Consider the following 12,807-nt stretch of genomic DNA (forward strand, 5'->3'; position numbering starts at 1 on the left):
CTGGAGTGTTCGGTGCGAGTAGGGGTGGGGGGTGTCCGGATGACCCAGACCGCGTTCACTTGCCGAAAGCCATCATGGTGTTCGTCTCCCGCTCCGCCGCGTCGTTCAGTGCCTGGACCATGGGGGCGACGAGGAAGAGCCTGCCGTCCGCGAAGACCGCCCGTGCCTCGGAGAAGCCTTCGGCGTCCGTCTTCGGGAGCCTGAGCAGGACCTTGCGCTCCCCGCCGGACGGGGCGACCGTCGAGACCGCGCCGCCCGAGTAGAGCGAGGGCCCGACGTGGTGCACCACCGTGCCGTCCTCGGCGGTCATGGGCGTGATGGTGCGGTCGTCGCCGGCCGACGAGACGCCCGTGCGCCTGCCCGTGTCCAGGCCGAACGTCACGACCTCGTGGCCGCCCTTGGTGGCGAGGTACACGGCGGCCCCGTCGGCCGCGGCGCCCGCGCACCAGCCCTGGATCTCGCCGCGGAGCTGGATCGCTCCGCTCCCGCAGCGGGGCTCGAACTCGTCGTCGCCGAAGGCGATCCGCGAGCGCAGCCGACCGGTGTCCGTGAGCACGAACACCTTCTTGTCGACGACTTCGCCCGCCATGTCCTCCTTGTGGGCGAAGAAGGCGACCGGGGCGACCGAGAAGACCTTGTCCAGCTTCCAGTCGGCGTCCAGCGTGTACCGCCACGCGGGCCTGCCGGTGGCCGGGTCGATCCCCTGGATCTCCTGCTTGGCGACCTCGTCGGCGGCGGTGGGGCACTCGGCCGCGGCGATCAGCCGGGACCCGCCCGCGAAGGCGTACGGCAGGCAGCCGGACGACGGCATGGCGAAGAGCCGCCGGCCGTCGGTGACGGAGAACCCGAAGGAGGTGCCGGTGCCGACGGCGGTGACCGTGTTCCCGCTGAGCGCGAGCACCAGGTCGGAGAAGCCGGTCATGCCCTTGGGCTTGGGCACGGTCGTGCGCCAGCCCGCCGTGCCCGTCTTCGCGTCGATCATCTGCAGGACGCTGCAGTCGGACTTCGCCGTATGGCCGTCGAGCACCCCGATGACGATCTTGCCGTCGGGCGAGTCCTGCGGGGCGGCCATGCAGAGGTCGGAGTCGAGCTCGACGGTCCACTTCTTGGCGCCGTCCGTCACCGAATAGCCGGTGACCTCGCGGTACATGGCCTTGACGACGGTGTCGCCGACCACCCAGGGCCCCTGGGCGAACGCGCCGTCGCCGGGCAGGTCGGTCTCGTTCTTCGTCACGAACAGGACGCGGGCGTCACCGGCCCTGCGCTGGGCGTTCGGGTCCTTCGCCGCGTCGTCCGGCCCGCCGGAGGCGGTGGGTGAGCCGGCGGGCTCCGGGGCGTCGCCCGGGGCGCCGGCGACGGGCGGCGTCTTCTTGTCGTCGCCGCTCAGTGCCGCGTAGGTGACGCCGCCCGCGACGAGCAGTCCGGCCACCGCAGCGGCGACGACGCGGCCCGTCCGGCTCGCCAGGAAGCGACGTGGTCCACGCGGCTGAGGCGGGACCTGGGGCTGCGTCGGGTACGGCCCGTACGCAGGTGTGGCGTACGGCCCCGTCTGCGGATAGCCGTACCCGGGCTGCGACGCAGGCGTCTGCGGCGCCTGCGCGGGCGGAGGGGGATACGCGCCCCCCTGCCACTGATGGTGCGCGGCGCCGAAGCCTCCCTCAGGCCCCTGTCGATCAGGCGGCTGAGTCATCAGCGCCTCCCCCTTCTCCTGCGGTCCGCTGCCCGGCGGGCACCCCCCACGGCTTTCGGCGTGGTCGGCGGTGCCCCGGCCCCCGTGGCCCCCCCGGCGGGCGGCCGGAAAGCGCAGCCGGACGCGCTTCTTTGTATCACCCACGACGAACGCGGAACGGGCTCGGTCCGCCCCTGTTCCCAAGGGAGGACCGGCCCGTGATGCTGTTGTTACGCGGTTTCCACGGCTTCTCTACGAGCGGCTTCTAGGCGTCTTCCGCCAGTTCGAGCCAGCGCATTTCCAACTCGTCGCGTTCGCCCGCCAGTTCGCGCAGCTCGGCGTCCAGCTTCGCGACGCGCTCGAAGTCGGTCGCGTTGTCGGCGATGTGATCGTGCAGCTTGCTCTCCTTCTCGGAGATCTTGTCGAGCTGTCGCTCGATCCGCTGCAGTTCCTTCTTCGCCGCACGCGCGTCCGCGGCCGACTTCTCCTTGCCCCCGACGGCCGCAGGGGCGGGCGGCGGTGTGGGCGCGGACGCCTCGACCATGCGTGCCCGGCGCTCCAGGTACTCGTCGATGCCTCGGGGCAGCATCCGCAGCGCGCCGTCGCCGAGCAGCGCGAACGTGCGGTCCGTGGTCCGCTCGAGGAAGAACCGGTCGTGGGAGATGACCACCATCGAACCGGGCCAGCCGTCGAGCACGTCCTCCAGCTGCGTCAGCGTCTCGATGTCGAGGTCGTTCGTGGGCTCGTCGAGGAAGAGGACGTTCGGCTCGTCCATCAGCAGGCGCAGCAGCTGGAGGCGGCGCCGCTCACCACCCGACAGATCGCCGACCGGCGTCCACTGCTTCTCCTTGCCGAAGCCGAACTGCTCGCACAGCTGGCCCGCGGTCATCTCGCGGCCCTTGCCGAGGTCGACGCGGTCGCGTACCTGCTGCACCGCCTCCAACACCCGCAGTGCCGGGGGAAGTTCGGCGACGTCCTGCGAGAGGTACGCGAGCCTGACCGTCTTGCCGACGACGACGCGGCCGGCCACGGGCTGCTTCTCGCCCTCGGTGCGGGCGGCGTCGGCGAGGGTGCGCAACAGCGAGGTCTTGCCCGCGCCGTTGACGCCGACCAGACCGATGCGGTCGCCGGGCCCGAGCTGCCAGGTGAGGTGCTGCACCAGCACCTTGGGGCCGGCCTGGACGGTCACGTCCTCCAGGTCGAAGACCGTCTTGCCGAGCCGGGCGCCGGCGAACTTCATCAGCTCGGACGTGTCGCGCGGCGGCGGCACGTCGGCGATGAGCTCGTTCGCGGCCTCGATGCGGTAGCGGGGCTTGGAGGTACGGGCGGGGGCTCCGCGCCGCAGCCAGGCCAGCTCCTTGCGCATCAGGTTCTGCCGCTTGGCCTCCTCGGTGGCCGCGATGCGCTCGCGCTCGGCCCGGGCGAAGACGTAGTCGCTGTAGCCGCCCTCGTACTCGTACACGGCCCCGCGCTGCACGTCCCACATCCTGGTGCAGACCTGGTCGAGGAACCACCGGTCGTGCGTGACGCAGACGAGCGCCGAGCGGCGGGCCTGCAGATGCTTCGCGAGCCAGGCGATGCCCTCCACGTCGAGGTGGTTGGTGGGCTCGTCGAGGACGATCAGGTCCTGGTCGGCGATGAGCAGCTTGGCGAGCGCGATACGGCGGCGCTCGCCGCCGGACAGCGGCCCGATCACGGTGTCGAGTCCCTGCGGGAAGCCGGACAGGTCGAGGCCGTCGAACAGCCCGGTCAGCACGTCGCGGATCTTGGCGTTCCCGGCCCACTCGTGGTCGGCCAGGTCGCCGATGACCTCGTGGCGGATGGTGGCCTCGGGGTCGAGCGAGTCGTGCTGGGTGAGCACGCCGAGCCGCAGCCCGCCGCTCTGGGTGACCCGGCCGGTGTCGGGCTCCTCCAGCTTGGCGAGCAAGCGGATGAGGGTGGTCTTGCCGTCGCCGTTGCGGCCCACGACGCCGATGCGGTCCCCCTCGGACACGCCGAGGGAGACGGAGTCGAGCAGGGCGCGTGTGCCGTACACCTTGCTGACTGCCTCGACATTGACCAGATTGACGGCCATTTTTCTCCTGCCAGGGGGAACGATCGACCTCCCAGCCTACTTGGCACGTGTTCCGGCCCGTTCCACCAGCAGCCAGCCGCCGAGCGCCATGGCGACCGCCGCGGGTGCGCTGACCGGCACGGCGACGAGCGTCGCGGTCCTGCCCTCCAGCAGCCCCCCGAAGCCGACCATGGACAGTCCGAGGACGCCGAACAGACACAGGGTGATCCCCGTGGCGGCGACGGGCCCGGTGCCCGGGACGGGCGCACCGGCGCCGTGCGCGGGCCGCTCGAAGCGGCGGAAGACGGCGACGAGGCCGGCGGTCGCCAGGGCGGCCGCGGCGATCCGGAACGGGACCCCCGCCCACCAGGCGGCGCCCGCGGGCTCCGGCAGTTCCAGGCCCGCGGCGAGCATCGCCCCGTACACGCCGAGCATGGCGGTCAGGTGCCACAGGAACGCGGTCATGGCGATCCCGTTCGCGGCGACGACGCCTCGCCAGACGCGGGGGCGGCGCAGCAGGCGGGCGCCCGGCCCCTTGAGCAGCTCGACGGCGCCGACCAGCCACAGCCCGTGGCAGAGGAGGGCGAGGGTGGGCGGGGCCATGTTCGAGATTTTCTCGCCGGGCATGCCGACCATGGAGAGCGGATACGGCCCGAGGGCGACGAGCGCGGCGGCTCCGGCGAGACCGGCGGCCGCGAGCAGGGCAGGCCTGCGGATACGGCCGTCCGCCCGCAGGAAGCCGAGCTGGTGGACGGCGAGCCAGACGAAGGCGAAGTTCAGGAACTCGACGAAGGGGACGTCCGCGGCGAGCCGCAGCACGTCGACGGCGGTCGCGGCCGCAGCGAGCGCTCCGAAGGCGCCCCAGCCGAAACGCTCGTGCAGCCTCAGCAGCGGCGGGGTGAACGCGACCATCGCGAGATAGATGCCGATGAACCACAGCGGCTGGGCGACGAGCCGCAGCGCGACCCCCGTCGTCCCGCCGCCCCCGCCGAGCAGCTGCACGGCGAGCGCGGCGGCACCCCAGACGAGAACGAAGGCCATGGTCGGCCGCAGCAGCCGCTGGAGGCGTCCGCGCAGGAAGACGGAGTACACGGCCCGGTCCGGGTGACGGCGCCGCAGCGACCGGTACGAGAGGGCGTGCGAGAACCCGCCGACGAAGAAGAAGACGGGCATCACCTGGAGGACCCAGGTGAGGACCTGCAACTCCGGCACGACGGCGAGCAGGTTCCCGACCCCGTCGTCGGTCACGGCGGCCATGAGCCAGTGCCCGCCGACGACGACGCCGAGGGAGGCGACGCGAAGGAGGTCGACGTAGCGGTCGCGGGTGACGGGGGTGGCGGCGGCGAGCTCGGTGACGGTGGCCATGCGCTTACGCTCGCGCGGGGCGGCGCGTCGCGGGAGGGCGCATGTACTCAGGTGCGGCGTGAGTACCGCGCAAAGTCAGCCCCGCCGGCGTTTGAGGCGCGGGGGTCCGGGGGCAGCGCCCCCGGTAACGGGAAGGGGGCGGGGTGAGGACGCAGCGGCCCCCACGTGCCCGGGCCCCGCGGCCCCCGACGCCTCAGGCCGACACGACCGTCGCGCCCGCCGCCGGCCCCGTCGCCACCCGCGCCGCGCGGCACGTGCCGGAGGCCGTCAGCGCCGACGCCACCGCCTCCGCCGCGTCCTCGTCCTTCGTCAGGAACGCCGTCGTCGGGCCCGAGCCCGAGACGAGGCAGGCGAGCGCCCCGGCTGCCGTGCCCGTCGCGAGCGTCTCGGCCAGCGACGGGCACAGCGAGAGCGCCGCGGGCTGGAGGTCGTTCACGAGCGCGCCCGCGAGCGCCGCCGCGTCGCCCGTGCGCAGGGCGTCGAGCAGCGCGGGCGAGGCGACGGGCTCGGGCACGGCGACACCCGAGTTCAGCCGGTCGAACTCGCCGAACACCACCGGCGTCGACAGCCCGCCGTCCGCCATCGCGAACACCCAGTGGAACGTCCCGCGGACCTCGAGCTCCGTGAGCCGCTCGCCGCGGCCGGTGCCCAGCGCCGCGCCGCCCACCAGGCTGAACGGCACGTCGGAGCCCAACTCGGCGCAGAGGGAGAGCAGTTCGTCCCGCGACGAGCCGAGGCCCCACAGCGCGTCGCATGCCAGCAGCGCGCCCGCGCCGTCCGCGCTGCCGCCCGCCATGCCGCCGGCGACCGGGATGTCCTTGTCGATGTGGATGTGCACGTCGGGCGAGATCCCGTGGCGGGCCGCGAGGAGCTCGGCCGCGCGGGCCGCCAGGTTCGTACGGTCCAGGGGGACCTGGTCCGCGCCGGGTCCGGCGCAGGTGAGGGTCAGCGACGGGGCCGGGCTCACCGTCACCTCGTCGTACAGCCCCACCGCGAGGAACACGTTGGCCAGGTCGTGGAAGCCGTCGGGACGCACCCCGCCGACCGCCAGCTGCGCGTTGACCTTCGCCGGCACCCGTACGGTCACACTCACTGCTTCGCCTCCGCGATCCGCGCGAACTCCTCCACCGTCAGCGCCTCACCGCGCGCCTGCGGCGAGACACCGGCCGCCACCAGCGCCGCCTCCGCGGCGGCGGGTGATCCGGCCCAGCCCGCGAGCGCGGCCCGCAGGGTCTTGCGGCGCTGCGCGAAGGCCGCGTCGACGACGGCGAAGACCTCCTGGCGGGAGGCCGTCGTGGCGAGCGGCTCCTTGCGGCGCACCAGTGACACGAGGCCGGAGTCCACGTTGGGGGCGGGCCAGAAGACGTTGCGCCCGATCGCCCCCGCCCGCTTGACCTCGGCGTACCAGTTGGCCTTGACGGACGGGACCCCGTACACCTTGTTCCCCGGCCGGGCGGCGAGCCGGTCGGCGACCTCCGCCTGCACCATGACGAGGGTGCGCTCGATCGTCGGGAAGCGTTCCAGCATGTGCAGCAGGACCGGGACGGCGACGTTGTACGGCAGGTTCGCGACGAGCGCGGTCGGTGCCGGACCGGGCAGCTCCCGCACGTGCATGGCGTCGGAGTGGACGAGCGAGAAGCGCGAGGCCTTCTCGGGCAGGCGGGCGGCGATCGTCGTCGGCAGGGCCGCGGCGAGCACGTCGTCGATCTCGACGGCGACGACCCGGTCCGCCGCCTCCAGCAGCGCGAGGGTCAGCGATCCGAGCCCGGGGCCCACCTCGACGACCACGTCGTCGGGCTCGACCTCGGCCGTGCGCACGATCCGGCGGACCGTGTTGGCGTCGATGACGAAGTTCTGGCCGCGCTGCTTGGTGGGGCGTACGCCCAGCGCGGCGGCCAGTTCGCGGATGTCGGCGGGGCCGAGGAGTGCGTCGGGATCAGTGGTGCTCACCGATACAGCCTACGGCCGCAGTGCGGCCACGGAGTCGCCCCCCGCTGCATGTAGAGCTTCTTCGCCCGGTACGTCTGTTCCGCGGGGGACGCGTCCTGCGGGCGTCCGCTGCCGCCCAGGGAGCGCCAGGTCCCGAGGTCGAACTGGTACAGCCCGCCGTAGTTCCCCGAAGGGTCGACCGCGCCGGGCCGGCCGCCCGACTCGCACTCGGCGAGGGCGTCCCAGTTCAGGTCGTCGGCCCCGCCCACGGACGACGGCAGCTGCCGGGTGCCGACCCGCACCTGCTCGGTGACCGGCTCGCGCACGATCTCCTCGGAGAGCTTGCGCGGCTTCTGGCGTACGCCGTTGACCGTGCGCAGCGCGTACGTGACCCGGCGCACGCCCGGCGCGCCCTGCCGCACGACGATCTCGGTGCCGGCGAACAGCTGCGGGTCACGGGTCCTCTCGACGGTGTACGGGACGGGTTCCTCGTGGACCTCGCGGGTGCCGGTGATGCGCAGGACGGTGACGGTCTGGCCGTCGCGCGGGAAGCTCTCGGGCGGCACGGAGGTGGTGTCCTGGCCGCGCAGCGTGATGCCGGCCTCGGCGAGCGCCTCGCCCACGGTCGGCGCGTTGGTGCGGATGGTGCGCTCTCGCCCGTCGGCCATGAACGTGACGGACCGCTCGGTGCGCACGTCGAGCGCGAGCCCGGAGCGCGGGACCGCCGACGAGCGGGAGACGGACACGAAGGCTCCCTCGGCGCGGACGCCGAGCTGCCGCAGCGCCTCCTCGACCGTGCGGGCGGTGGTCCACACGGTGCGGCGGTGGCCGTCGAGGGTGAGGGCGAGGGGGCGGCCGTAGCGGACGACGACCTCGTCGCCGCTGTCGAGGTCGGCGCCCGCTCCTGGCGCGACGATGTCGTGCGGGCTGACGGCGAGACCTTCCTCGTGCAGCAGTTCCCGCACGTCGTCGGCGAAGGTGTGCAGGGTGCGGGGGGCGCCGTCGACGGTGAGCCGCACGGACTTGTCGGCCGCGACGAAGGCGGAGGTTCCGCCGGCGAGGAAGGCGACGACGAGGGCCCGCGGGACGAGCCGGCGCAGGGTGTCGGGCCGATCCGCCGCGCGGCGGCGCCGCCCGCGCGCCCGTCCGCCCGTGCCGCGCGTGGCGTCCTCGTACGAGAGCGGCATCTGGCGTGGCAGCTGCGGCCCGGCCCCGGCCGTCCCGCCGTGCGCCGGTGCCGAGGGGGCGCGGAGGCCGCTGCCGCGCAGGTCCAGGTTCGGCATGGTCGGCGCGTACGCGGCGGCGAGACGCGCGTCCACGATCGTCGGCTCCGGCGGAGCGTACGCACCCGCCGCTTCGGCCTGCGGGGCGGCCGGGCCGTCCGGCCCGCCGACGAGCACGGCCCAGGGCGCCTGGCGGCGACCGCCGCGTGCGGCACGGTGACTGCCCTGCGCATTGCTCACGACGCTCCAGAGGATGTCCGGCCCGACACGTGGCACCGGACAGTATCGGAGCGTTCGTCACTCTCCAAAGCGGCACGAACACGCAGCGTTGCGAGAGGTTGGTGCGCCCGATCGGGTCAGTAGTCGAACGCGCGCGCGGTGTTCGCCGCGATCGCCGAGGCCAGCGTGTCCTCGTCCAGTCCCTTGACCTTCGCCATGGCCCGCAGGGTGACCGGAACGAGATAGGAAGCGTTGGGCCGTCCGCGGTACGGGGCCGGGGTGAGGAACGGCGCGTCCGTCTCCACCAGGACGAGTTCGGCGGGGGCCACGGCGAGCGCGTCGCGCAGCGGCTGGGCGTTCTTGAAGGTCACGTTGCCGGCGAAGGACATGAAGTAGCCCGCGGCCGCGCAGGCTTCCGCCATTTCCGCGTCGCCCGAATAGCAGTGGAACACGGTGCGCTCGGGCGCTCCTTCCTCCGCGAGAATGCGCAGCACGTCCGCGTGGGCCTCGCGGTCGTGAATGACGAGGGCCTTGCCGTGCCGTTTGGCGATCTCGATATGCGCGCGGAAGGAGCGCTCCTGGGCCGCCATTCCCTCGGGCCCCGTACGGAAATAGTCGAGGCCCGTTTCGCCGACGGCCTTCACCTCGTCGAGGGCCGCGAGACGGTCGATCTCGGCGAGCGCGTCGTCGAGCGCGGCGTTCCCGCCCGCCTCCCTCGCCCCCTGCCGCGACCATCCTTCGGGATCGCCCAGCACGATGCGCGGCGCCTCGTTGGGGTGCAGCGCGACCGCGGCGTGGACCTCCCGGTGCGCGGCGGCGGTCTCGGCGGCCCACCGGGACCCCTTGATGTCGCAGCCCACCTGGACGACGGTCGTCACGCCCACCGCCGCGGCCCTGGCCAGGGCCTCCTCGACGGTGCCGTCCTGCATGTCCAGGTGGGTGTGCGAATCGGCAACCGCCACCCCGAGCGGTTCGGGCAGCGGCGGCGGTGCGGACTTCGAACTCATGGGCGCGATCCTACGAGGCGCCCGCCCCTCGGCCTCACGCGCGGTGGCGGCTCACCCGCGGCTCACCCGCCGCTCGCGTACGGCTCACTTGCGGTGGTGGAAAGGGTGGAGCAGGTCGGAGAGATGCCAGTGGTGCGCACGCACCGGGCCCGGTGGCTCGCCCTTCACGTGGGCGCCCCCGGCCGGAGGCTCGGCGGCTTCCGCGGCCGTGCCCTGCGCTTCGGCGGGCGACGCCGTGGGCACAGGGTGCGCCCGCGGCTGGCCGTACATCTCCGCCATCATGTCCCTGACCGAGGAGACCTGCCCCGCCCGCATGATCCGGACCCGGTGCCTTCCGCAGTTCACGCAGGTCGGGGCCTTGAGCGGGGAAGGCACCCGCACGCCGCCGGTCTTGTAGACGACGAAGGCCCGGCCCGCCCCGTCGGTGTGGTGCTCGATGTCGTACGACTGCTCCCAGCCATGCCCGCAGTACATGCAGGCGAAGGAGTACTCCTCGTGGCCGGCGGCGGTGCCGGTGCCTGTGGTCTCACTCATGCCAGCTCCTCTCCACTGATCCAGTGGACGCCTGTTCCGGCGGGAGCGCATCAGCAACGGTCGAACGAGGGAAAGCTCTTTGACTTCCCTTGCCGAAAGGGCCGCTGCAGGCTCTGGGCTTTGCCTTTCACCATAGCCCTTTCCCTCTCACTGGGCCGATCGAGTCGCGTTCTTTGCCGCGACGACGGCGTCGAACACCTCGCGCTTGGGCAGGCCCGCTTCGGCGGCCACCGCGGCGATCGCCTCCTTGCGCCGCTCTCCCGCCTCCTCTCGCACCCGCACCCTGCGCACCAGTTCGTCGGCGTCGAGTTCGGCGGGTCCGGTCTCGGGGGCGCCCTCGACGACGACGGTGATCTCGCCGCGCACACCCTCGGCGGCCCAGGCCGCCAGCTCGCCGAGGCCACCGCGCTTGACCTCCTCGTACGTCTTGGTCAGCTCCCGGCACACCGCCGCGCGCCGGTCGGCGCCGAAGACCTCGGCCATCGCGGCGAGCGTGTCGTCGAGGCGGTGCGGCGCCTCGAAGTAGACGAGGGTGCGCCGCTCGTCCGCGACCTCACGCAGCCGGCCGAGGCGCTCGCCCGCCTTGCGGGGCAGGAAGCCCTCGAAGCAGAAGCGGTCGACGGGCAGTCCCGACAGGGCGAGCGCGGTCAGCACCGCCGAGGGCCCCGGAACGGCGGTGACCTTGATGTCCTGCTCCACCGCGGCGGCGACGAGCCGGTAGCCGGGGTCGGAGACGGAGGGCATGCCCGCGTCCGTGACCAGCAGCACCCGCGCGCCGCCGACGAGCGCCTCGACGAGCTCGGGGGTGCGCGCCGACTCGTTGCCCTCGAAGTACGACACGACCCGCCCCTGCGTGTGCACGCCGAGGGCCTGGGTGAGCCGGCGCAGCCGCCGCGTGTCCTCGGCGGCGACGATGTCGGCGCCCGCCAGCTCGGCGGCGAGCCGCGGCGGCGCGTCCGCGACGTCGCCGATGGGTGTCCCTGCGAGTACGAGCGTTCCTGTCACAAAGCCATCCTCCCAGGACGGGAGGCACCACTCGCACAGCCGTGTTCCCTACGATGGCGCGGTGACCAGTACCGCGCCGCACACCATCGAGGGCAAGGACGCAGGCCAGCCGCCGCCCGGCTGGCAGCAGCGGCTGCGCCGATTCGGCTACACACCCCGGTCCGTGATCGGCCTGCGCGAACGCCTGGTGCCGCCGTACACCCGCCCTTCGGGACGGCTGTGGGCGGTGCTCGGCCTCCGGCCGGGCGACGTGGAGCCGCTGCTGAGGATCGCCGCCTGGGGCGGGCCGGTCCTGGTGGCGCTGCTCGCGGGAGTGCTGCGGTTCTGGAACCTCGGCAAGCCGCACGCGGTGATATTCGACGAGACGTACTACGCCAAGGACGCCTGGGCCCTGATCAACCAGGGCTACGAGGCGAGCTGGCCGAAGGATGTCGACAAGACGATCCTCAGGGACGGCTCGTCCGTCCCGATCCCCGACGACCCCGGCTATGTCGTGCATCCACCGGTCGGCAAGTGGGTCATCGGGCTCGGCGAGAAGATGTTCGACTTCACACCCTTCGGCTGGCGCTTCATGGTCGCCGTGCTCGGCACGCTGTCGGTGCTGATGCTGTGCCGGATCGGGCGCAGGCTCTTCCGCTCGACTTTCCTGGGCTGCCTGGCGGGTCTGCTCCTCGCCGTGGACGGCCTGCACTTCGTCATGAGCCGTACGGCGCTGCTCGACCTGGTGCTGATGTTCTTCGTGCTCGCGGCCTTCGGCGCGCTGCTCGCCGACCGCGACCGCTCACGGCGCAGGCTCGCCGCCGCGCTCCCGACGGACGCCGACGGCGTGCTGCGCCCGGACGCCGAGGTCGCCGAGACCCTGCGGCTGGGGTGGCGGCCCTGGCGGCTGACGGCGGGCGTGATGCTGGGCCTGGCGGCGGGCACCAAGTGGAACGGTCTGTACATCATGGCCGCGTTCTGTGTGATGAGCGTGCTGTGGGACGTGGGCTCGCGGCGCACGGCCGGCGCGGTGCGCCCCTACGCGGCGGTGCTGAAGAAGGACCTGGTCCCCGCGTTCTGCTCGACGGTGCCGGTCGCGCTCGTCACGTACATGGTGTCGTGGACCGGCTGGCTGGTCACCGACAAGGGCTACTACCGGAACTGGGCGAGCACCGGGGACGGCAGAAAGAGCAACTGGGGCTGGCTGTTCCCGGACTGGTGGCGCAGCTTCTGGCACTACGAGACGCAGGTCTACGAGTTCCACATCGGCTTGACCTCCGGTCACACCTACCAGTCGAACCCGTGGAGCTGGCTGGTGCTGGGCCGCCCGGTCTCGTACTACTACGAGGACCCGGCCGCAGGCACGGGCGGCTGCCCCAAGGGCACTGCCGACAAGTGCGCGAGCGAGGTCCTGGCCCTGGGCACGCCGCTGCTGTGGTGGGCGGCGTGCTTCGCCCTCTGCTACGTCCTATGGCGCTGGTTCTTCCGCCGCGACTGGCGCGCGGGCGCGATCCTGTGCGCGTTCCTGGCTGGTTGGGCTCCCTGGCTGCTGTACCAGGAGCGGACGATCTTCCTGTTCTACGCGGTCGTCTTCGTGCCGTTCCTGTGTCTTGCGGTGGCGATGATGATCGGCGCGATGCTGGGCCCGCCGGGCTCCGACGAACGCCGCCGGGCGGTGGGCGCGATCGGGGCGGGCGTGCTGGTGCTGCTGATCGTGTGGAACTTCATCTACTTCTGGCCCATCTACACGGGCACGCCGATCCCGATGGAGGACTGGCGCGGCCGGATGTGGCTGGACACCTGGGTGTAGCTGCGACGGCGACG

10 protein-coding genes are annotated in these 12,807 nt (G+C 72.8%); 1 reads left to right on the forward strand and 9 read right to left on the reverse strand.

Translation table 11 applies throughout. The features are described 5' to 3' along the window. Positions 1-55: 55 nt before the first annotated feature. From ACWD0A_RS16980 to rsmI, 9 genes are all read right to left on the reverse strand, one after another. Entirely contained in the window at positions 56-1,690 is a 1,635-nt protein-coding gene (locus ACWD0A_RS16980; RefSeq protein ID WP_451298771.1) for an outer membrane protein assembly factor BamB family protein, read from the reverse strand. Between the two features lie 244 nt (positions 1,691-1,934). Continuing rightward, on the reverse strand, positions 1,935-3,743 hold the full coding sequence (locus ACWD0A_RS16985; RefSeq protein WP_451298773.1) for an ABC-F family ATP-binding cassette domain-containing protein: 1,809 nt from the start codon (positions 3,741-3,743) through the stop codon (positions 1,935-1,937). A 36-nt stretch (positions 3,744-3,779) separates the two neighbouring features. Beyond that, the gene (locus ACWD0A_RS16990; protein ID WP_451298775.1) at positions 3,780-5,087 is read right to left on the reverse strand and encodes an acyltransferase family protein; all 1,308 of its coding nucleotides are present in this window, start codon (positions 5,085-5,087) and stop codon (positions 3,780-3,782) included. 193 nt (positions 5,088-5,280) lie between these two features. Further along, a complete protein-coding gene (locus tag ACWD0A_RS16995; RefSeq protein WP_451298777.1) occupies positions 5,281-6,180 on the reverse strand; it encodes a 4-(cytidine 5'-diphospho)-2-C-methyl-D-erythritol kinase in 900 nt (299 codons plus the stop codon). Further along, positions 6,177-7,037 carry a 16S rRNA (adenine(1518)-N(6)/adenine(1519)-N(6))-dimethyltransferase RsmA gene (gene rsmA / locus ACWD0A_RS17000; RefSeq protein WP_451298779.1) on the reverse strand — a complete coding sequence of 287 codons (861 nt, stop codon included), beginning with the start codon at positions 7,035-7,037 and terminating at the stop codon, positions 6,177-6,179. Before rsmA ends, ACWD0A_RS16995 begins: the two co-directional genes overlap by 4 nt. After that, positions 7,034-8,203, reverse strand: coding sequence for a ubiquitin-like domain-containing protein (locus ACWD0A_RS17005; RefSeq protein ID WP_451298902.1), 1,170 nt, complete (start codon positions 8,201-8,203; stop codon positions 7,034-7,036). Before ACWD0A_RS17005 ends, rsmA begins: the two co-directional genes overlap by 4 nt. A 392-nt stretch (positions 8,204-8,595) precedes the next feature. Then, positions 8,596-9,465 (reverse strand): TatD family hydrolase, encoded by an 870-nt coding sequence (locus ACWD0A_RS17010; RefSeq protein WP_451298781.1) that lies wholly within the window; start codon positions 9,463-9,465, stop codon positions 8,596-8,598. Positions 9,466-9,549: 84 nt separating this feature from the next. Further along, positions 9,550-9,999, reverse strand: coding sequence for a hypothetical protein (locus tag ACWD0A_RS17015; RefSeq protein ID WP_451298783.1), 450 nt, complete (start codon positions 9,997-9,999; stop codon positions 9,550-9,552). 147 nt (positions 10,000-10,146) lie between these two features. Continuing rightward, on the reverse strand, positions 10,147-11,004 hold the full coding sequence (gene rsmI, locus ACWD0A_RS17020; RefSeq protein WP_177150571.1) for a 16S rRNA (cytidine(1402)-2'-O)-methyltransferase: 858 nt from the start codon (positions 11,002-11,004) through the stop codon (positions 10,147-10,149). Positions 11,005-11,065: 61 nt separating this feature from the next. Between rsmI and ACWD0A_RS17025 the strand changes: the two genes are divergently transcribed. Beyond that, positions 11,066-12,793, forward strand: a complete 1,728-nt coding sequence (locus ACWD0A_RS17025) for a dolichyl-phosphate-mannose--protein mannosyltransferase (protein WP_451298785.1) — start codon at positions 11,066-11,068, stop codon at positions 12,791-12,793. Positions 12,794-12,807: the final 14 nt, after the last annotated feature.

The sequence above is a fragment of the Streptomyces sp. NPDC002867 genome, assembly GCF_053591895.1.